At 69.4% G+C, this 19405-nt stretch carries 23 protein-coding genes; 4 read left to right on the plus strand and 19 right to left on the minus strand.

Translation table 11 applies throughout. The annotated features are described in order from the left end of the window. Nucleotides 1-4: 4 nt before the first annotated feature. From KV397_RS14660 to KV397_RS14670, 3 genes are all read right to left on the minus strand, one after another. Nucleotides 5-1273: an ABC transporter substrate-binding protein gene (locus KV397_RS14660; protein WP_134352853.1), complete on the minus strand. Its 1269-nt coding sequence runs from the start codon at nucleotides 1271-1273 to the stop codon at nucleotides 5-7. A gap of 276 nt (nucleotides 1274-1549) precedes the next feature. Then, entirely contained in the window at nucleotides 1550-1909 is a 360-nt protein-coding gene (locus KV397_RS14665; RefSeq protein WP_134352852.1) for a fluoride efflux transporter FluC, read from the minus strand. Further along, entirely contained in the window at nucleotides 1906-2280 is a 375-nt protein-coding gene (locus KV397_RS14670; protein ID WP_261811587.1) for a fluoride efflux transporter FluC, read from the minus strand. The genes KV397_RS14665 and KV397_RS14670 overlap by 4 nt, the downstream gene beginning before the upstream one ends. Before the next feature lie 86 nt (nucleotides 2281-2366). Between KV397_RS14670 and KV397_RS14675 the strand changes: the two genes are divergently transcribed. Beyond that, nucleotides 2367-3893 (plus strand): FAD-dependent oxidoreductase, encoded by a 1527-nt coding sequence (locus KV397_RS14675; RefSeq protein ID WP_261811588.1) that lies wholly within the window; start codon nucleotides 2367-2369, stop codon nucleotides 3891-3893. On the opposite strand, the gene KV397_RS14680 is transcribed toward KV397_RS14675, so the two are convergent. The 6 genes from KV397_RS14680 to KV397_RS14705 form a co-directional block, all read right to left on the minus strand. Next, on the minus strand, nucleotides 3862-4701 hold the full coding sequence (locus KV397_RS14680; RefSeq protein ID WP_047522975.1) for a nitroreductase family protein: 840 nt from the start codon (nucleotides 4699-4701) through the stop codon (nucleotides 3862-3864). The two genes, KV397_RS14675 and KV397_RS14680, sit on opposite strands and share 32 nt — an antisense overlap. A 5-nt stretch (nucleotides 4702-4706) precedes the next feature. After that, nucleotides 4707-5078, minus strand: a complete 372-nt coding sequence (locus KV397_RS14685) for a hypothetical protein (protein WP_261811589.1) — start codon at nucleotides 5076-5078, stop codon at nucleotides 4707-4709. A gap of 161 nt (nucleotides 5079-5239) precedes the next feature. After that, entirely contained in the window at nucleotides 5240-6037 is a 798-nt protein-coding gene (locus KV397_RS14690) for a MerR family transcriptional regulator (RefSeq protein ID WP_261811590.1), read from the minus strand. A gap of 125 nt (nucleotides 6038-6162) precedes the next feature. Next, a complete protein-coding gene (locus KV397_RS14695) occupies nucleotides 6163-7128 on the minus strand; it encodes a nucleoside hydrolase (protein WP_261811591.1) in 966 nt (321 codons plus the stop codon). 15 nt (nucleotides 7129-7143) lie between these two features. Further along, nucleotides 7144-7434 carry a hypothetical protein gene (locus tag KV397_RS14700; protein ID WP_131492104.1) on the minus strand — a complete coding sequence of 97 codons (291 nt, stop codon included), beginning with the start codon at nucleotides 7432-7434 and terminating at the stop codon, nucleotides 7144-7146. Between the two features lie 7 nt (nucleotides 7435-7441). Continuing rightward, the gene (locus tag KV397_RS14705; RefSeq protein WP_248539585.1) at nucleotides 7442-8758 is read right to left on the minus strand and encodes an MFS transporter; all 1317 of its coding nucleotides are present in this window, start codon (nucleotides 8756-8758) and stop codon (nucleotides 7442-7444) included. A 171-nt stretch (nucleotides 8759-8929) separates the two neighbouring features. Here KV397_RS14705 and KV397_RS14710 point away from each other — a divergent pair, with 171 nt between their 5' ends. Next, a complete protein-coding gene (locus KV397_RS14710) occupies nucleotides 8930-9343 on the plus strand; it encodes a cytidine/deoxycytidylate deaminase family protein (protein WP_131492103.1) in 414 nt (137 codons plus the stop codon). A 14-nt stretch (nucleotides 9344-9357) separates the two neighbouring features. On the opposite strand, the gene KV397_RS14715 is transcribed toward KV397_RS14710, so the two are convergent. From KV397_RS14715 to KV397_RS14760, 10 genes are all read right to left on the minus strand, one after another. Beyond that, entirely contained in the window at nucleotides 9358-10344 is a 987-nt protein-coding gene (locus tag KV397_RS14715; RefSeq protein ID WP_131492102.1) for a nucleoside hydrolase, read from the minus strand. 22 nt (nucleotides 10345-10366) lie between these two features. Next, on the minus strand, nucleotides 10367-11044 hold the full coding sequence (locus KV397_RS14720; protein WP_248569823.1) for a substrate-binding domain-containing protein: 678 nt from the start codon (nucleotides 11042-11044) through the stop codon (nucleotides 10367-10369). Next, the gene (locus tag KV397_RS14725; RefSeq protein WP_131492100.1) at nucleotides 11041-11679 is read right to left on the minus strand and encodes a class II aldolase/adducin family protein; all 639 of its coding nucleotides are present in this window, start codon (nucleotides 11677-11679) and stop codon (nucleotides 11041-11043) included. The genes KV397_RS14720 and KV397_RS14725 overlap by 4 nt, the downstream gene beginning before the upstream one ends. Further along, nucleotides 11676-12902 (minus strand): 3-oxo-tetronate kinase, encoded by a 1227-nt coding sequence (otnK, locus tag KV397_RS14730; RefSeq protein ID WP_261811592.1) that lies wholly within the window; start codon nucleotides 12900-12902, stop codon nucleotides 11676-11678. The genes KV397_RS14725 and otnK overlap by 4 nt, the downstream gene beginning before the upstream one ends. Beyond that, a complete protein-coding gene (locus KV397_RS14735; RefSeq protein WP_261811593.1) occupies nucleotides 12899-13567 on the minus strand; it encodes a hypothetical protein in 669 nt (222 codons plus the stop codon). Before KV397_RS14735 ends, otnK begins: the two co-directional genes overlap by 4 nt. Then, nucleotides 13564-14370 carry a hydroxypyruvate isomerase family protein gene (locus KV397_RS14740; protein WP_261811594.1) on the minus strand — a complete coding sequence of 269 codons (807 nt, stop codon included), beginning with the start codon at nucleotides 14368-14370 and terminating at the stop codon, nucleotides 13564-13566. Before KV397_RS14740 ends, KV397_RS14735 begins: the two co-directional genes overlap by 4 nt. Next, the gene (locus KV397_RS14745; protein WP_261811595.1) at nucleotides 14367-15356 is read right to left on the minus strand and encodes a phosphoglycerate dehydrogenase; all 990 of its coding nucleotides are present in this window, start codon (nucleotides 15354-15356) and stop codon (nucleotides 14367-14369) included. The genes KV397_RS14740 and KV397_RS14745 overlap by 4 nt, the downstream gene beginning before the upstream one ends. After that, nucleotides 15353-16141 carry an NAD-dependent epimerase/dehydratase family protein gene (locus KV397_RS14750; RefSeq protein WP_261811596.1) on the minus strand — a complete coding sequence of 263 codons (789 nt, stop codon included), beginning with the start codon at nucleotides 16139-16141 and terminating at the stop codon, nucleotides 15353-15355. Before KV397_RS14750 ends, KV397_RS14745 begins: the two co-directional genes overlap by 4 nt. A 24-nt stretch (nucleotides 16142-16165) precedes the next feature. Then, nucleotides 16166-16963, minus strand: a complete 798-nt coding sequence (locus KV397_RS14755) for an MBL fold metallo-hydrolase (RefSeq protein WP_261811597.1) — start codon at nucleotides 16961-16963, stop codon at nucleotides 16166-16168. A gap of 66 nt (nucleotides 16964-17029) precedes the next feature. Then, nucleotides 17030-17653 (minus strand): GntR family transcriptional regulator, encoded by a 624-nt coding sequence (locus KV397_RS14760; protein ID WP_052193564.1) that lies wholly within the window; start codon nucleotides 17651-17653, stop codon nucleotides 17030-17032. A gap of 186 nt (nucleotides 17654-17839) precedes the next feature. Here KV397_RS14760 and KV397_RS14765 point away from each other — a divergent pair, with 186 nt between their 5' ends. Both KV397_RS14765 and KV397_RS14770 read left to right on the plus strand, forming a co-directional pair. Continuing rightward, nucleotides 17840-18679: a DUF4097 family beta strand repeat-containing protein gene (locus KV397_RS14765; RefSeq protein ID WP_261811598.1), complete on the plus strand. Its 840-nt coding sequence runs from the start codon at nucleotides 17840-17842 to the stop codon at nucleotides 18677-18679. Then, nucleotides 18676-19302: a PadR family transcriptional regulator gene (locus KV397_RS14770; protein WP_047522962.1), complete on the plus strand. Its 627-nt coding sequence runs from the start codon at nucleotides 18676-18678 to the stop codon at nucleotides 19300-19302. Before KV397_RS14765 ends, KV397_RS14770 begins: the two co-directional genes overlap by 4 nt. Nucleotides 19303-19405: the final 103 nt, after the last annotated feature.

Here is a 19405-nt window from a genome sequence, read left to right on the forward strand (position 1 = left end):
ACGATCAGTCCTGCTCGGCGTCCAGTGCCGCCTGCATCTGGGCGGCGAGATCCTGGAGGCCGTCCTTCGGGGTCACCGCACCCGACCACACCTGGGAGAGCACCTCGCTCTCGATGCTCGTCCAGGCGGAGGTGTTCTTGGACACCGGGTACGGGACGGCGTTCTCGAGCGCGTCGATGTAGACCTGCAGGTCGTACTGGGGAAGCGCGTCGACCCACGCCTGCTGCGTGCCGTCGAACGCCGGGATCACGGTGCCGGTCTCGGCCTGGATCTTCGCGGCCTGCTCACCGGAGGCGAACTCGGCGAACATCTTGGCCTCGGCGAGGTGGGCGCTCTTCGCGTTGGCGACGTTTCCGACACCGTGGATCACGCTCTGGTTGCCTTCGGCGCCGGCGGGCAGCGGTGCCACGTCGACGTCACCGCCGATGTCGGCGTTGTCCGCGTAGGCGATGGCCGCCCACGACCCGTTCTGGAACATGGCGACCTTGCCGGAGAGGAAGAAGTCCTCGGGGTTGGTGTCGGTCATCTGCTGTGCCGTGGGCGAAGAGCCGGCGGCGATCAGGTCGGTCCACAGCTCGATGCCGGCGAGCGCTTCGGGCGATCCGTATCCGCTCTTCGTGCCGTCGGCGGAGATGACCTCTCCCCCGGCCTGGGCGATCGAGTTGTAGAAGTTCTCCTGGCCGTACTGGCTCGCCGCGACGCCGAACTGCCCCTTCGCGGGATCGGTGAGCTTCGCGGCGGCCGCGGTGAAGTCATCCCACGTCCACCCCGCCGAGGGGTACTCCACCCCGGCAGCGTCGAACAGCGCCTTGTTGTACCAGAGGGCGACCGTGTCGAAGTCCTTCGGGGCACCGTAGAGCTTGCCGTCGTAGGTGTACAGGTCGATCAGGCCCTCAGGGTAGTCCGCGGCGTCGATCCCGCCGTCGTCGAGAGGTGCGAGCTGGCCGTTCGAGGCGTACAGCTGGAAGTTCGGGCCGTTCATCCAGAAGACATCGGCCGCCGAGCCACCCGTCGCAGCGGTCTGCAGCTTGGTGAAGTACTCCTTGTAGGGGGTGACCTGGATGTCGATCGTGACGTTCGGGTGCTCCTTCGTGAACGCCGCGGCGATGTCCTCCATCGCGGGCTTCTGGTTCTCGTCCCAGATGGCGTAGCTGAGGGTGACGTCGCCGTCGGAGCTCTCCCCCGCGGTCGCGGAGGAGCAGGCGCTGAGGGCGAGGACGGCGGCCGCAGACGCGGCGAGGGCGCCCAGAGCGCGGCGGGTCGTACGGGGCATCGGTGTCTCCTTCGACAGTGCACGAGTGCAGGAACGGGTGTTAATCGTTTAGCGTTAATCGATTAGCAAGGAGAATACCCCGCCCCTTCCCGCCCCCGCAACCCCTGCTTCACCCCCGTCCCGTCGCGTCCGTCCCGTCCGTCTCCTCCGCCGAGACCCCCGTTCACCGCCGACGCCCCCGCTGATTGGTGCGATCCAGAGGGGGCCTCGGCGAGCAGAGGGGGTGTCGACCTTCGCGACGGACCGCGGGGGGCGGGGACTGCGGCGGTCCGGGGGTCAGAGGGCGGTGCCGAGGGCCAGGCCGAGAGCGGCGGCGAGGACGCCGAGCAGGAGCATCCCGACCGCGTTGAACACCGCGGACCCGCGCTCGCCGTCTCGCCACAGCGCGACCGTGTCGAGCATCGCGGTGCTGAACGTCGTGTATCCGCCCAGCAGTCCGGCGCCGAGCACGAACGCCGCGTCAGGCAGAGCCGCGGTGACCACCCCGAGAGCGAAGGAGCCGGATACGTTCACGAGGAGGATGCCCCACGGGAAGCGGCGGCCGGCGAGCCGCGCGACACCGAGGTCGACGAGATAGCGCAGCACCGCACCGACTCCGCCGGCGAGCGCGGCACCGAGGAAGAGCAGCGGGGTCACGCGGGTGCTCCGTGGCGGGGTCTGCCGAAGCGCAGACCGAGCGCCGCTCCGGCCAGTCCGAGCACCAGGCTGCCGATCGCGTACGCGGCTGCGAGCACCGGCGCGTCCGCCCACAGCTCCACCGTGCCGGTCATGAACGCGCTGTACGTCGTGAATCCGCCGAGCACACCGGTGCCGAGAGCCAGGCGGAGGTCCGTGGAGGAGGGAAGGCGCGCGGCCAGCACCCCGATCAGCACGGCTCCGAGGACGTTGGCGAGCAGCACGGCCACCGGAAAGCCACCCGCGTCGGGCAACACCAGTCCGAGTCCCAGCCTCGCCGCCGTGCCGACCATGCCGCCCACGGCGACGAGCAGGATGCGGCGGAAGGTCATGCTCGCCACCTTAGTCGCGCGTGCCAGCGCGCCGAGTCGATGTCAAGGGCGTGGCTCCCTCGCTCCTCGCGACGTTGACTGTTGGAATGAGACCACTGTGGAAGCTCGAGAAGAACCTGACCGTGGGCTCCCCCTTCGAGGCGGGCGCGCATCACGACGTGGTCGTCGTCGGGGCGGGCATCACCGGACTCTCGACCGCCGTGATGCTCACCCGCGCCGGACTCGACGTCGCGGTGATCGATGCGGGCGGGATCGCCGAGCTCGCAACGGGTGCGAACACGGGCAAGCTCTCGATCCTCCACGGCGCGCACCTGGAAGCGCTCCGACGGCACCATCCGGCCTCTCTCGTGCGGGCCTACGTCGACGCCAATCGCGCGGGGATGGAGTGGCTGACCGCGTTCGCCGACATGGCAGGCGTGACCTACACCCGCCGCACCGATCATTCCTACGCGCAGGGTCCTGCCGGCGCGGGGATCGTCCGGGACCAGCACACCGCCGCGCGGGAAGCCGGGCTGCCGACGAGGCTGCTGATGGCGACGACCCGACCGAAGACGACGTTCCCGGTGGCCGCGGCTGTCGCGCTCGACGATCAGGTGACGATCGATCCGGTCGCGGTGGCCCAGGCCCTCGTCACCGAGCTGCTCGCGTCGGGCGGCACGGTGCACACCGGAGTCCGGGCGACGGGGACACGTGCCTTCGCCGGCCGGGTCGACACCGTGGACGGACCACTCTTCGGCGACCACATCGTGCTCGCGACCGGCACACCGATCACGGATCGCGGCCTGTACTTCGCCAAGACGCGAGGGCTGCGGTCGTACTGCGTCTCCTTCCGCGTGCCGGGCGGCCTCCCGGACGGCACCTTCCTCTCAGTCGACGGTCCCACCCGCTCGATCCGTCCGGTGAGCGCAGAGGACGGTCCGGGCGGAGAAGCCCAGCTCGTCGTCGGCGGCAACGGTCATCCGGTCGGGCGCGGAGACGGCGAGGCAGCAGCCGTGGACGACCTCATCGCTTGGGCCCGTTTGCACTTCCCCGGCGCCGAGGAGACGCATCGATGGTCGGCGCAGGACTACGAGTCGCACGACCTCATCCCATTCGTGGGGGCGATGCCACGCGGTCTCGGTCGCATCCGCTTCGCGACCGGCTACGGCAAATGGGGCCTCTCGAACGGTCCGGCCGCTGCACTGCGCCTCACGGCCGAGATCCTCGGCACCCCTCGCCGCGAGCGCGCGGCCTGGATGACCACGATCGGCACACGGCTCACGGTCCCCGCCGATCTGGGGCGCGGTGCGAAGGAAGGCGGGAAGGTGGCTGCGGCCCTCGCGTCCGGGTGGACGGAGGCGGAACGCCACCCCACCCCCGTCCCGCAGCCCGCCGAGGGCCAGGGCACGGTGGCGAACCGTGCGGGTCGGCCGGTCGCGGTATCGACGGTCGACGGCGTCACCCGCGCAGTGAGCGCGGTGTGCCCTCATCTGGGCGGAGTGCTCACGTGGAACGACGCCGAGTGCTCGTGGGACTGCCCCCTGCACGCCTCACGCTTCCGCGCCGACGGCACCCGGATCGAGGGACCGGCGCTGCGCGATCTCACGCCTCTGTCGGGCGAGGACCGGGAATGATCTCGCCCCGGGGCGGCGCGCCATCCCATCCCTCCTGCGGCGTCTCGCCGTTCTCGCGGAACACGTACTGCGAGACGAGCTTGCGCTGACTGCTCGACCAGTCGATCGCGGGACGACGCTGTTCCGGCGGCAGGTAGCCGAGTCGGTAGACGGCCATGAGCTCCAGGTCGTCCGGCACACGAAGCAGCTGCACGATCTCGTCCCAGCGACCAGGCACCTCCATCGGGAAGGAGATGAACTGGATCCCCATCCCGAGCTCGACCGTGGTGAGCCAGACGTTCTCCATCGCCGCTCCCATGCTGAACACGGAGTAGAACGACGAGAGCTGCCCCGGCCGATACTCGCTCCGGTCGAGCATGACCCCGAGCAGGAGCGGTGATCCGGCCACCAGCTTGCGGTTCTCGGCACCGAGGGTCTTCGGAACCCCGAAGGTGTTCATGAGGGTCTGCCCGCGCTTCGTGAAGACCTGACTCGTGAAGGGGCGCAGTGCGGCGGGCAGCTTGTCGAAGAGCATGCCGCTGCGCTTCTCCTCCATCTCGGCCTCGCTGAAGCGGAAGTACGGCTTGTAGCGCTCGAAGAACGTGCCGTTCGACATCGCCTCGGTCATGCTCTCGCCCGAGATGCGTGCGATCTGCTCGATGGTGTCGCGGCTCTCGATCACGACGAATCGCCATGGCTGACTGTTCAGCTGCGACGGCGCACGCCCCGCGGCTTCCAGGAGGATGCGCTGATGCTCCTCGGAGACGGGGTCGGGCAGGAAAGCCCCGTTCGTGGTCTTGCGGCGGCGGATGGCGTCGAGCAGTTCCATGCGTGTCACTTCCGGTCGGCGGCGGATCGCGAGAGCACCAGCCCCGCGACGATGAAGGGGGCGGCGGTGAGCGCGACCAGCGGATGCCGCCGGGTGTGCGTGCCGAGGTACGGGATCGCGGCGAGGGGGACGGCGGCCGGGAGCACCGCGAGTGCGGCACGACGGCCCTGGCGGGACCGGCCTGCGGATCCCGCGACGACCGCGGCGCCGACGGACGTGCACGTGGCGATGTAGAGCAGGTGATGCAGCCACCGGAAGTTCCGGGTGTCGACGATCCGCGCCGCGACCGACGCGCCGAGCATGCAGTTCGCGGCATAGACCGCGGCCGCGGCGACGAACAGCGACGCGGGGTTCCTGCGCCGGGATCCGTGAGCCATGCCCCGACCCTACGCCCGGGACCACCCCGCGAGCGCCCCCTTGCATCCGGGTCGCCCCTTCGGTACGCCCCCGCGCCGTCCCGGTCGCCCGTTCCGGTCGCGATATGGCAGCCGAAACGGTGATTTGGGGTGACATATCGCGACCGGAAGGAGGATCTGGGCTAGAGGTTGCCCTCCGCGTAGATGCGCAGCGTGTCGCGGACGAATTCCGCACCGTGCGTGCCGCCGGACGATGTCGCGTAGTTCGCGCCGAAACGCGGATCCGCGACGTACATCTCGCCGAGCCCGATCACGTACGCCTTGACGTCGCCTCCGGGGACGGCGGCGGGGGTGCCGGGGATGCCCGTGAGCCACTCGACGTGGCGCCGCGCGATCTCCTGAGCCTCGGAGGATGCCGGATCGATACCGCTCTCCGCGGCGGCGATCCAGTCGCGCCCGAGGTCGGACACGCGCTGCTGCCAGTCGGCGCGTTCGGCATCCGTCATCCCGCGCCACCAGCGGTCGCTGTCGGCGTAGGCCTTCTTGCCCCAGCGCTCCTCGACCTCGCCCTTGTACTGCGTGTGGTCGAAACCGTCGAACATGTTCTCTGCCATGAGTCGTTCACCTCCTCTCAATGCCGTGATGGTGGATTCGACCGACGCGATCTGTCGCGCCAGCCGGGTCTGCTCCTCGCGCAGCAGCGCGAGATGGGTCTCCAGTGCGGAGGCTTCGGTCTGCGAGGGCATCCGGTCGGTGGATGCTCCGAGAACCTCCGCGATCTGCGGCAGCCCGAGTCCGAGCTCCCGCAACAGGAGGATGCGCTGGAGTCGTACGAGTGCCTGGGCGTCGTAATGCCGGTAGCCGTTGTGCGCGATGCGCGTCGGCGGCAGCAGACCGATGTGGTCGTAGTGCCGCAGCGTGCGACTCGTCGTGCCGGCCAGCCGCGCGATCTCCTGGATCGACCAGTCGCCCGTGTCCATGCCTACGCCTCCTTCCGTTCGATGACTCGACTCTAGGAGTTGACGTAACGTCAAGGTCAAGACCCCAAAACACACGAACGGCCCCACCCCCGATTCCGAGGGTGAGGCCGTCCAGGGTGAAGAGGTCAGTCGGTGGCGGTTCCGAACGCGGTGAGCGAGGCCGTGAGCGCGTCGGCGACCGCCTGCGCATCGATGTCGAACAGCACGTCGACGTTCGGCACCCCCTGCCAGCGATCGATCATCTGCACGACGGTCTGTCCGCGGGTGTGCGTCCCGTTCAGCTCGACGTCCACACGGAGGTTGCGCACCGTGAACCAGTCGGGGTTGAGGGCATAGGCGACGCAGGGCACGTCGTTGAGGTGCATGCCCTCGGTCTTCCACTCGGGCATCTCGTCGGGGTCGTTCTGACGATCCGGGTATCCGATCATCTCGCAGAGCGCCAGGCCCATCGGCGAGCGCGACTCCCAGAGGGTGCGGACGTGGTCCGGCGTGAGGGCGAAGCTCCGGGACACGTCCAGGCCGACCTGCGTGAGGGGTGCCCCGGACTGGATGACGATCTCCGCGGCTTCGGGATCGTTGAAGATGTTCGCGCTCGCGACGGGCGTGACGTTGCCCCACGTGAGTGCCGCGCCGCCCATGTAGATGATGCGACGCACCGAGCGCGCGAAATCCGGCTCCAGCTTGATGGCCAGAGCCACGTTCGTCAGGGGCGCGAGGGCCATGATCGTCACCTCGCCCGGAGCCGACATGACCGTGTCGATCATCCGGCGGACGGCGTCCGGCTCGACCTCGGCCTGGGGGTCCGGGTCCGGGTACTCCCAGAAGCCCACCCCGCCAGGACGGTGGATGTGCTCCGCGAAGTGGGGTTCGCCGACCAGTGGCCGGCTGGCACCCTTCCAGATCGGCAGGTCGGAACGACCGGCGACGGCGGCGATCTTGCGGGCGTTGGCCGTCGCCGTGTCGACATCGATGTTGCCGAACACCGTGGTCAGCGCCTCGATCTGGAAGGCGTCGGAGGAGAGTGCCCAGAACAGCGCCCCCGCGTCGTCGATCCCGGGGTCGGTGTCAATGATCAGTCGTTCCATATCCATGCTTTCTTTCATGTCCTAGCGGCTGGTCTGCCGATCGGACGCTTCACTGAGCCCGTCCACGGTCGCCGCCCTCAGCCGTGCGGCGCGGGCGGAACGCGTGTAGACGAAGAGGTACCAGCAGTTGATCGCGATCAGCGTGATGTTGAGGGCGACCATGGGCGCACTGCCGAGCATCAGGTTGTATCCCATCAGCAGCGAAGAGGCTCCGAGGTTCAACCAGCGCAGGCGCGAGATCGTCGGCTGCAAGAGCGAGACGATCAAGAGAGCGCTGCCGGCCCAGCCGACGATCTCGCGCCACAGATCCATCAGGAGGTCACTTGCCCACGAAGAGGCCGTTGCGGCGCTTCGCGAGGACGTAGAGCACCACGCTGATCGCGCAGAGGGCCGCGATGTAGATCGGGAAGACCCACATCATGCCCTGGCTCTGCAGCCAGAGGAGCAGGTACGAGGCGGTGCCACCGAAGATGGCCACTCCCAGGCCGTAGCCGAGACCGAGCCCGGTGCCGCGGATGTGCTGCGGCAGCAGGGAGTTGGACACGACGACGAAGATGGTCATGTTCAGGAGCAGCACGATCGCCCCACCGAACATCACGCCGGCGAGCGTGCCGACCCCGGGCTGCGAGTACAGCAGCGCCAGGAAGATCGTCGGGATGGCCGCGAGACGCGCCACCACGAACCACTTGGACATCGGGAACCGATCGAGGATGCGGCTCAGCGCGAAGGCCCCGACCGTCAGGAAGACGCCCATTCCCGTGGTGATGGCGAACACGGCGGTGGGGTCTTCCCCGAACGTGCCGTTGGCGAGGTTCGGGAGTCCGGCGATCCACGTGTAGTTGTACGCCTGGATCGCACCGACGATGAAGACGGTCGCGAGCACGCTCAGCCAGTACTTGCGGACGTCGCGCCACACCGAGTTGTCCTTGGTGGGGACCGCACCCACCGTGCGGATCGCCGCGGTGTCGAGGGTCTCGGGCAGCGTCCGGCGCAGCCACAGCACGATCAGACCGAACAGACCACCCACGATGAACGGGATGCGCCAGCCGTACGCGGCGAGGGCTTCGGGGCCCAGCAGCAGGCTGATCAGGAAGATCGACGTGGGTGCGAGCAGGTTGCCCAGGTTGTTGAAGAACGCGAAGAAGCCGGCGACGTAACCGGGGCGGTTCGGAACCAGCTCGAGCGCGTACGCCGTGCCGAGCGGCGCCTCCACACCGGCGGAGAGTCCCTGCAGGAGGCGCGCGAGGACGACGACGATCGGCGCGAGGGCTCCGATGGTCTGGTAGTCGGGGAGCACGCCGATGATGAAGCTGCCCAGCGCGACCGCGCCGACGGCGAAGATCATGATCTTCCTGCGCCCGAAGCGGTCGGCCACGAAGCCGAAGACGACCCCGCCGAGCGGACGTGCGACGAACCCGACCGCGAAGACGGCGAGTGCGTTCAAGGTCGAGGCGAGTGGACTGTCGGAGGGGAAGAACGCCGCGCCGAGGTAGACCGACAGCAGTCCGAAGATCGCCCAGTCGTACCATTCGAGCGCGTGCCCCCAGCTCAAGGCACGGAGGTTCTTGCGCTCGGTGCGGCTCGCCTTGCCCCTCAGCTGCTGCGGTGCGGTGGCCACTACTTCTTCAGTGCTCATGGAGCTCCTTTGCTCTGCCCCCGAGAGGGAGTTGATCGACCCTTGAATGCGGATATCCCCTGGTCATGACACAGTTCTCACCCAACGGCGAGGAGTGTGCATCTTCGGGAAGCAGATCCGAGTACGACTATAGTATAGCAATAGCCCCCTCCGTGACGGAAAGAGTTCATCGTGAATTCCTCGCTCGACGACGACGACCGACGGCTCCTCGCCGCCGCATCCGACCTGATCATCCGTGCGCACGATGCGAACCTCCACCGCGTCGCCGCCGCCGCGCGCGGAGCCTCCGGAGCCATCTACCTCGGTCTCAGCCTGCGTACCCCACGAGAGAGCGTCTGCGCGGAGAGCACCGCCCTCGCCAACGCCCGGATCGGAGGCGAGCAGGAGATCGAAGCCATCGTCTCGGTCGGCCTGCGCGACGACGGCACGACCGTGATCCTCAACCCCTGCGGCGTCTGCCGGGAAGTCGTGCCCGCGATCGCACCGGGCATCCGCACGCTCGCAGACGGCGGCGGCCACCCGGTGTGGGTGACCGCCGCCGATCTGCTGCCGATGCCGTGGGTCCGCGCGCGCACCTACGACTGAGCCGTTCGCGGAGGTCAGCGCCAGGGCAGCGGTCGCCGCAGCACCTCGCCGATCCGATCCAGCACGCCGTCGAAATCCATGTCGAAGACGACGCGGTGGATCGGTCGCGTCTCGTCCTTCACCGGATGCACGCCGGCGAGGTAGCGGTCTCCGGTCTCGGGGTCCCGGAATGTCTCGAGCGGCCGCATGACCGCCCCGGTCACGAGTTCCGGATACAGCAGGCTCGCCACCGCCATGCTGTCGTTGATGCCCATGACCCGGCGCCCCTCCGGCTGCGGGTAGGAACGCGAGTAGAAGCCGGCATAGTCACGACTGATCGCGGTGATCAGCTGCGCGGGCGCGAAGCCGGTCGACGAGGCGATGTCGAGGAAGAAGTCCTCAGGGACAAGGGCCTGACGGGTGACGTACGGCCCGCACCAGGTGACGTCGCCCTCGTGGGCTGCGACGATACGCGCGGCGTCGATGTCGAACGACACGTTGGGGTCACGCGAGACCCGGAACCGACGATCCTCCCACGGCGCGGTGTCGTGGTACAGCGCCGGGCCGAGCGTCCCGACGATGGTGGTCGAGCGAAGTCGCTGCAGCAGGTCGGGCCGGGCCTCGACAGCAGCGGCGAGGTTCGTCTGCGGACCGAGCGCGAGGTAGTCGATCTCGCCGTCATATCGGTCGACGAGGTCGAGCACGACGGAGACACCGACCGGCTCGGGGTCGACCGACTCGGCGGGCCGGAGTCCCGTGTTGCCGAAGCCGTCCTCGCCGTGGATGCCCGGGTTCATCCGCAGCTCCTGCACCAGCGGCTCGTCCGCTCCGCGGTAGACCGGAACGTCGGTGCGTCCGCAGGTGTCCAGCACGTACCGTGCGTTGTCGGCGGCCCGCTCTCCGGTGGTGTTGCCGAAGACGCTGACCACCGCCAGGATCTCGACCTCCGGATCGGCGGCCAGAAGCATCAGGGCCAGGGCGTCATCCACCCCGGTGTCGGTGTCGACGATGACTCTTCTCATGGGTGCTCTCCTCGTTCGGGTTTCAGGGACGCGACAGCCCGAACGCGGCGAATGCGTCCTGTGCCGGCTTCTCGGTCAAGAGGGTGACGAATCGGGACGCGTCGTCGCCGGCGCCGGGACGGGCACCGACGGCGAACCGCCCGTAGGACTGCAGTTCGTGGGGAATCGGCTCGACGACGTGCGCACCGGGGACCGAGCGCAACTCGCTCACCTGCTGGATCGCGACGTCGGCACGTCCGTCGAGCAGCGCCTCAGCCGTGAGTCCGCTCTCGCATCGCACCGCGCGCTCATCGATGCGTTCGAGGAGGCCACGCTCGCGAAGCATCTTCATGAAGTGCACACCGCTCGCCCCGCTGAGCGTGTAGGCGACGGCACGGGCGGCGAGCAGATAGTCGAGGAACGTCGCCGCCGAGTCGTCGGCCGGTCCTGCTGCGTCGTCCGGTCGGGCGAAACCGACGGAGGAAACCGCGATCTCGGCGACGACCTCGGGGTCCACCAGACCCCGCGCCGCGAGATCGGTGACGGAGGACGAGACGCCGAGCACCAGGTCGGGGCGCTCTCCCGCGGCAATCCGTTCCAGGAGTACGGTGGTGGGCTCGAACGTCGCCTCGATGTGCGTGCCGGTCTCGCGCTCGAACGCGGGGATGACGTGCTCGACGAGGGGGCTCTTGACGACGAGCCCGCTGTACAGGGTGATCACGAGGAGGTCCTTCCGGAGGGCGTGGCGAGCGCGTGCAGCTGCGCCGAGGTGAGGGGCGACGTGGCGAGGCCGCGCGTGAGGAGGAACAGCTGCGCGGTGTGCTCGAGCTCCTCCACCGCGTCGAGGGCGGCATCCAGATCGGCCCCGGCGACGACGGGGCCGTGGTTGCGCAGGAGCAGGGCATGCGTGACCCGCGCGGCATCCTCGACGGCACCGGTCGCTGCCGGGTCTCCCGGGGCGAAGTAGGGCAGCATCCGCAGTTTTCCCACTCGCATGCCGTAGTACGCGGTCAGGGGCGGGATCGGATTCTCGGGATCGACGTCGGACAGGCACGACACCGCGGCGGCATGGACCGAGTGCGTGTGCACGACCGCATTCGCCTCCGGCCGCACACGCAGCAGCGCGACATGGAGGAAGGCTTCCTTCGTCGGCTTCGGACCGTCGAGGTGCGATCCGTCGAGGGCGACCACCGACAGCCGGTCCGCGTCGACGTCGGCCAGGCTGACCCCGGTCGGCGTGAGCAGCACGCGGTCCCCGTCGCGCACGGCGAGGTTCCCGGTGCGGCCATGCGTGAGGCCGCGGCGGTGAATCGAGTGGGCGACGCGTTCGATCGCGCGGCGGGCATCGGCGCTCATGCTGTGCGCCCCTGTGCCGCGACCTCGACGAAGAGGTCCTCCTCGCCGAAGTTCCCGGACTTGAGGACCAGATGCACGTCGCGCTCCTCGTCGTGGATCCAGGGGGCTCCCGGTGCGACTTCCTCCCCCACCACCGCGACGGTCGTGCCGAGGGCCCGGACGACCTCGCCGGAGGTCTCCCCTCCGGCGACCAGCAGACGCTTCACACCTCGATCCGACAGCTGCGAGGCGATGAGGCCCGCCGCCTGTTCGTAGAGCTCGCCGGCACCCGGCACATCCTGGCGGCGCTCCGCTGCCGGGGTGGAGGAGTAGAGGAGGGCATCCGCGTCGGAGGGCAGGTGCTCCCACCACTCCACCGCGCGCGCAGCCAGCTCCTCGGCGGTGTCGCCGGGCTCGGCCACGACGCGATGAGCGGGGCCGCCCGAACCGACGAAGCGGTCGATCTGCTCGAGCGTGCGTCGGGAGCAGCTGCCCGCGATGATCGCGGTGCGACCCGATGGGGGCGTGGGCGCCGTCGCGCCGGCCGCCGTCTCCCGCAGAGCCATCGCTCCGACAAGCCCGGCGGATCCGGCCACGAGGATCTCCCCGTCGACGGCGTCGGCGAGGACGGCGAGGTCGGCATCGGTCACGGCGTCGGCGACGAGGTGACGGATCCCCTCCGCACGCGACCGACGCATGACCTCGCGCACGGAGTCGGCATCCCGCTGCACCACGTCGAGGGGCAGGAGCCCGACCGGCGCCGTGCACTGCGCCGCGAGCAGCCGCGGCACCGAGGAGTCGCGCATCGGGGTCACCGGATGGTCGCGCATGTGCGTCTCGGCCAACAGCACGTCGCCGACGAAGAGGTGGCCGCGGTAGACGGTGCGCCCGTGCAGGGGTGCGGCCGGCGTCGTCACCACGAGATCCGCGCGAAGGGCGTCGGCGATCGCCTCCGTGATCGGACCGATGTTGCCCTCGTCCGTGGAGTCGAACGTCGAGCAGTACTTGACGTAGATGCGATCCGCTCCCTGACGCCGTAGCACCGTGAGCGCGGCGAGACTCTGGGCGACGGCCTCCTCGACGGGAAGGGACCGGGTCTTCAGTCCGATGACGATGCCGTCGGCGGGACCAGCGTGCTCGTCGAGCTCGGTGCCGAGAACGAGGAGCGTGCGCAGCCCCGCCCGGCGCAGGGCCGCCGCGACATCCGTCGCCCCGGTCATGTCGTCGGCGATGACGCCGATCATCCTCGATCCTCCCGGAGTGCCGCGGTCAACCGTCGCGCGGCTGCAGTCGGCCCATCCAGGACCGCGACACCGAAGCGATCCGCGAGGGACGACGCGGCCCCCGCGAGCGAGTACTGGGCGAGAACCACCAGGTCGTAGGCCTCGTCGACGCCGGCGATCCCTGCAGCCAGTGTCTCGACGAGCTCCGGCGCGGACAGGGGCGCGGCCGCGTCCGGGATCACCAGCGGGTGCACGCGCGCCGCCGACCCGGCAGCCGCGAACGCCTGCTCCAGACGCGCTCCGCTGTCGCTCGCGGCCGAAGCCAACGAGGCGACGAGCAGAACCCGTTCGGGGGCGGCGGCGACGGCTTCGGCGAAGAGGGGACCGTCGGCCGAGAGCACGGTGACACCGTCGGCGTCGCTCTCCCGCCGGTCGGCACGCTCTCCGAACTGGGAGCACGTGAGCAGCACGCCATCCGCTCCCCCGGCCAGAGCGAGCTCGATGAGGCTGTCCATGCGCGCAGCCAGCGGTGCGGTGATACCGCCCTCGGTCTGCGCATCGGCCAGGAGACGATCATCGAGCAGGTTCCACACCGTCGCCGTGGGAAGGGCGGCGGTGAGGGCGGCGGCCGCCGGGGCGATCGCCAGGGGTGTCGCGCTGATGAGCGCGATTCTCGGGTCGGTCACCGGAGGGTCCTCTCGATCCAGGTGAGCCCGTCGCGGGTGCCCGCGACGGGTGCGTACTCGCAGCCGATCCACCCGGGGTATCCGCTCTGCGCGATCCGGGCGAGCACGCGCTCGTAGGCGATCTCGCCGGTTCCGGGTTCGCCGCGACCGGGGTTGTCGGCGATCTGCACATGCGCGACCATCGGCCGGAGCTGCTCGAAACGCTCGATGACGTTCCCGCGGTCAACCTGCGCGTGGTAGACGTCGAAGAGCACGCCGACGATGTCGGGATCCACCACCTGCGCCACCGCCGCCGCGGTCTCCATCGAGGCGAGGCCGTAGCCGGGCTGATCACGCTTGTTGATCGCTTCCAGTGCCAGCCGGACCCCCGTGCCACGTGCCTGCTCGGCCGCCCAGGAGATGTTCGACACATAGGTCGCGAAGGCGGCCTCGGGGTCGGCTCCGGACGGCCTGATGCCGGCCATGACGTGGACCACTCGTGCATCGAGAACCGTCGCGTACTCCAGCGCCCGCAGCACCCCCTCGCGGAACTCCTGCTCGGCACCGGGCACGAAGGCCGCCCCCGACGCTGTGGGCGTCCCCGCGGGTCCGGCGGGCGTGTTGATGAGGATCTGCGCCAGGCCCGCGTCGTCGAGCAGCCGACGCACGTCCGCGGGCGCGAGCTCGTAGGGCGAGGCGAACTCCACCGCGGTGAAGCCCGCTTCGGCGGCCGCGTCGAACCGCTCGGCGAAGGGGACCTCAGTGAACATCCACTTGAGGTTGGCGGCGAGGCGCACCGGCCCCGAAGAGGTTTCGACGATCATGCGGTCACCGCGTCGTAGTCGGGGTTCACCACGAACTCGGGAGCCTGACCGCGAAGAGTCGCGATCACGTTGCGCGCGGCCATGCGACCGGACTCGCCACGGGCCTCGCGAGTCGCACCCGCGACGTGCGTCGTGGCGAGGATGCCGGGGGTGTGCAGGAGCGGGCTCGACGCCCCCAGCGGCTCGTCCGCGAAGACGTCGAGAGCGGCGGCGCCGATGCGCCCGTCGCGGACGGCGTCGACCAGGGCGTCCTCGTCGATGATGCCGCCGCGCGCGGTGTTGATCAGCACCGCGTCGGGCTTCATCAGAGCGAGGCGAGAGGCGTCGAGGAGGTTCCGGGTCGTTTCGTCGAGGAACAGGTGCAGCGTGACGAAGTCGGCTTCTCGGAGCAGATCCTCGAGTTCGAGCCGACGGATGCCGTTGGCCGCGGCGAAGCTCTCGTCGAAGTACGGATCGTACGCGACGACGTTCATCCCGAAGCCCGCGGCGATCGTCGCGACCGCCTTTCCGATCGAGCCCAGCCCGAGGATTCCGAGAGTCGCTCCCCGCAGCTCCCGTCCGGTGAGCTGCTGCCAGGTGCCCGCGGCGAGGTTGCTGATGTTCTCGGGGATGCGCCGGGCACAGGCGAGCGCCAGGGCGAAGACGTGCTCCGCGACCGCCTGACGGTTGGCGCCGGGGGTGACGCACACGGGAACTCGGCGTGCCGTCGCCGCACCCACGTCGACGCTGTCGTAGCCGACGCCCGTGCGCACGATCATGCGCAGCGCGGGGGCCTGCGCGAACTCCTCCTCGCCCAGGGGGCGGGTGCCGGCGATGATCGCGCGGACGCCCGAGAGCGCCCGTGCCCGTTCCTCGGCGGACAGGCGTTCGAGCTCCGGCTCATGCCGAGTCGTGAGTCCTGCGCCGCGCAGCATCCGGTCGACCTCGTCGCCGGGTTCGAGGAACGCGGTGGTGATCAGCACATCCTGGGAATCGGGCGATGTCACCAGATCCCTCCTTCGTAGTCGGGGGCGGCGAAAGCACCGCCGTGCAGAGTAGGTGCCGGAGCGGCGAAGTCCACGCCGTCGGTGTGGTCAGCGGCATCGTCGCGGGGCACGTAGCCGATCGCGGCCCATCCCGCGTCACCGTTCCACCAGCGGCCGGTGTTGGCCGAGCAGCCGTAGACGACCGCGCAGCCCACCGGGGCGCTCTCGATCGCGCAGCGGAAGAGCTCGACCCCGTCGCGCCAGCTGAGCCAGAGCGCGAGCTGACGCCTGTCCTCGGGCTCCGGACGGAAGGTGCCGATGCGGACGAGCACCGACTCGACCCCCCACTTATCGTGGTAGAGGCTGGCGAGGGCCTCACCGAACGCCTTCGAGACCCCGTAGAAGGTGTCCGGACGCAGCGATGCGCTCTCGTCCAGCACCTCCTCCGCGGGATGGAAACCGACGACGTGGTTGGAGCTGGCGTAGACGACACGACGCACACCGGCCCGTCGCGCCGCTTCGTAGACGTGGTAGGTGCCGTCGATGTTCACGCGGCGGATCTCCTCGAACGGCGCTTCGTCCGCGATCCCGCCGAGGTGCACGATCACGTCCACGCCCTCCGCCGCCGCCGTGAGCGCGTCGAGGTCGCCGAGATCACCGATCACGACCTCTTCGCCGGGGAAGAGCGACTCATCGGTGTCGGTCCGCGCGAACAGCACGACGCGGTCGTAGCGGGAGGCGAGCCCCTCGCGGATCACCCGTCCCATGCGCCCGGTCCCGCCGGTGTACAGCACTGTCGTCATCATCGTCCTCTCGTGCGCGCTCGGCGGTCAGCCGATGCTGCGGTCCTCTTCACCCGTGGAGGCATCGGCGAAGAAGCCGATCGCGGCTCCCACGGGGCGTCGGCGGTGTGCCTCGCCGGCCTCCCATCTCAGTTCGACGTCGTGTCCGGGTACGAGGCTGGCTCCGGTGTCGGTCAGCAGTGAGCGCATCGCGACGATCGTGGCCGCGCTGGTGTCGGCGTCGAGCGTCGAGTCGACCCGCCCCGAGGCGAGTTCGTACAGATTCTTGACCGCATCCCCGGCGAAGACGCGCTTCTCGTCCGCACGCTCGAGATAGAAGGCGAGGTGGTGCGGGGTATGCCCTGCGCTGTCGATGGCATGGATGCCGGGGAGCACTTCCTGGCCCGCCGCCATGCGTCCGACCCGATCCGTGCGGCGAAGAAGCTCCTGCACGTGGAGGTCGGGAAGGAAGGGAGTCCCGGACGGCTGCTCGGCCGCCCAGCGCAGCTCGCGCTCCCCCACCCAGGTCGTGGCGTTCGCGAACATCGGGAAGTTCGAGACGTGATCCCAGTGCATGTGCGTCAGCAGCACGTCGGTCACGTCGTCCGTGGTCAGACCGTATCGCTCGAGGCCGGCATGGATGAGGGGGATGTACGCGGGCTGTCCGGCATCGACCAGCACGCGTCGCACGCCGTCATCGAGCAGCCACAGGCTGCTCCATCCGAATGCACCGTGCGAACTCGACTTACCGGGGAAGCCCTCGACGAGCGGACGTGCGACGTATCCGGACGGTCCGGCTGATCCGGTCGTCGACGTCGACATGGTGCCCTCACTCTGCGCGCTCACAAAAAATAGTATAGCGCAATCCCTCCAAGAGCGACAGGTCGCCTCCTTCGCGGAACCGCTCGCCGTTCAGGCGTTCAGAAGCCGCTCGGTGGCACCGATGATGTGGTGGCGCATCGCGTCGGCCGCACCCTCCGCGTCACCGGCCACGATCGCCTGGTAGACCGCATCGTGCTCCGGCGCCGCACTCACCGCTCCGGTGCGCCCGAACTTCGAGAACAGGCGGAACCGCTGGATCTGCCCGCCGAGTGCCGCATAGGACAGCTCCAGGAAGGCGTTGCCGGACTGCGCGGCGATCATCATGTGGAAGCGCGCATCGCTGCGCCAGTAGAGGTCGAAGCCTTCGGTCTCGGTATCGGCGACCTCGGCCGAGCGCCGGAAGTCCTCCACCGCCTCGCGCAGACCCTCCAGGAATTCGGGGGTCGTCCGCTGCGCGGCTTCGTAGGCGAGACGGGGCTCCAGCAGCACGCGGGCCTCGCCGAGCTGCTCCACCTCTTCCCGCGTCATGACCGGGGCCACGCGGTAGCCCCGCAGCGCCTCGCGCTGGACGAGTCCGGTGTGCTCCAGCCGCGCCAGGGCCTCACGCAGGGGCGTCTGACTGACATCCAGCTCGCGTGACAGGGCACCGATGTTCAGGCTCTGCCCCGCCGCCCGCTCCCCCGACATGAACTGGTGCAGCAGCACCTCGTACATTCGGTCGGCGATGGGCTGCTTCGTCGATCGCCCGGCCACATCTTCTCCCCTCGAAGTCCTTCCGTCGAAGACTACCGCTCGGCCCATCGACCCTCCGACGGACGCGCGGGGGTTGACAATGTCGAGATATATCGTGTTACGGTGGCAACACACGATATATCTCGAACACTCACACAGGAGAAGCACATGACCGAGAAGTGGCTCATCGCCCCGGGCGAGGAACGCGTCATCGACATCGAGTCCGTCACCCGCCTCAAGGTGGGCCTGGTCGGCGGACAGGTGGATGTCATCGCCCACGACGAACCCGGCATCCGCATCGAGGTGCACGGTGTCACCACCAAAGACCTCCGTATCGAGTCCCACGACGGTGAGGTCGAGATCGACCACCCGCAGTTGGGCTGGGACAACTTCCTCGAGGTGTTCCGCAACTTCGGCTCCGGTGGCCCCCGCGCCGAGGTGAGCGTGGCGGTCCCCCGCTCGATCGCCCTGACCCTCGGCGTGGTCAGTGCCTGCGCCCTGGTCTCGGGCATCCGCAACGACGCACGCCTGAACACCGTGTCCGGCGACATCATCGTCGACACCCTGATCGGCGACCTCACGGTCAACTCCGTCTCCGGCGATGTGCAGGTGCGCGGACTCACCGGTTCGATCAGCGCCAACAGCGTCTCCGGCGATGTCGCCGTCACCGGGGCCGTGCGCAAGGCGACGGTCGACATCGTCTCGGGCTCGACGCTCGTGGATGCGGCCGGCGACGTGAACACCATCAACGTCAACTCGGTCTCCGGCGGCACCACGGTGCGCCTCGACGAGTCACTCGCCGCGAACTACGTCATCCGGTCCCTGAGCGGTCGGCTGCTCATCGACGGGATCGAGCGCAGCACCTCGGGCCCCAGCAACTACACCGGCACCACCGGGGAGCTCGCCGGGCGCTTCGTCGACCTGCGCGCGAACTCCGTCTCCGGTGGCGTCACCGTGCTCCGCCGCACCCCGGCCTCCATCACCGACGACGAGGAGTGGGAAGCATGACCCCGGCCGTCTTCTCGCACGGCGACCTCCGCCTGTACCTGCTGTCGCTCCTCGCCGAGGCGCCGCAGCACGGCTACGGCATCATCCAGTCGCTCACCGACCGCACCGGCGGCACCTACACGCCCAGCGCCGGGACCATCTACCCGCGCCTGGCGAAGCTCGAGGAGGAGGGCCTGGTCACGAAGACCGTCGACGGCCGCACCACGATCTACTCGATCACCGAAGCCGGCCGCGCGGAGCTCGCCTCGCGGGAGGGTGACCTCGCCGGGATCGAGGCCGGGATCACGGACTCCGTGCGCCTGATCGCCAGTGAAGTGCGCCAGAGCGTCCAGGACGCGATGAAGAGCCTCCGCGCCGACCTCGCCGCTGCCGAGAAGGGTGAACGCTCGGCCGCGAAGAGCCGTCCGCGCACGGAGAGCGACGACTCCCGACTCCTCAGTCGAGAGGAGATGCACCGAGCGGATGCCGTGGTCAACGCTTTCCGCGCCCGGGTGCGGACCGATCTGCGCACCCACCTCGCCAAGGGCGGCACCCTGTCGTCATCCGTCGTCACCGAGCTCGAGACGGCGCTCGACGAGGCCGCCCGCAACGTGACGGCAGCCCTCAGCGTCCGCGGATCCTGACCCCGCACCCCCCCCACCGATGCTCGACACCCCCTCTGATCGTCGACGCCCCCTCGCATTCCCGGGAATGCGAGGGGGCGTCGACGGTCAGGAGGGGTGTCGC

The organism is Microbacterium aurugineum (genome assembly GCF_023101205.1).
Taxonomy (GTDB): Bacteria; Actinomycetota; Actinomycetes; order Actinomycetales; family Microbacteriaceae; genus Microbacterium; species Microbacterium aurugineum.